General features: G+C 52.9%; 1 pseudogene. It reads left to right on the top strand.

From position 1 onward, the window contains the following. Positions 1 to 280 (top strand): annotated as a pseudogene (locus tag A3722_RS24850) (rhamnan synthesis F family protein); the annotation flags it as partial.

Below are 280 nucleotides of genomic sequence, written 5' to 3'. Positions count from 1 at the left end.
CGAACAGGATCGCGAGGCGCGCAGGAACGAACGTGAAAAGATGTGGTCCTACAATCGCCTTTGGGTTTGGCAGTCCCGTGCTCAAGCGGAGGCCGAGTTGGCTGCGTCCGACAACTGGATGCATCAAAACAGTCGCATCGAACGTTTCGCATGGTGCGACACCGTTCCGTCTTTTGATTTTTCTGTACACATTCATGCCCATTACACTGACAATATTGGCGGCGATCTACTTTATTATCGGGCCCTACAGGAGGCACGGCGCATCGTCGTAACAACTGAT

The organism is Sulfitobacter sp. HI0027 (genome assembly GCF_001634775.1).
In the GTDB taxonomy this organism is placed as follows: Bacteria; Pseudomonadota; Alphaproteobacteria; order Rhodobacterales; family Rhodobacteraceae; genus Sulfitobacter.
This window is presented reverse-complemented; position numbering and strand designations above follow the sequence as displayed.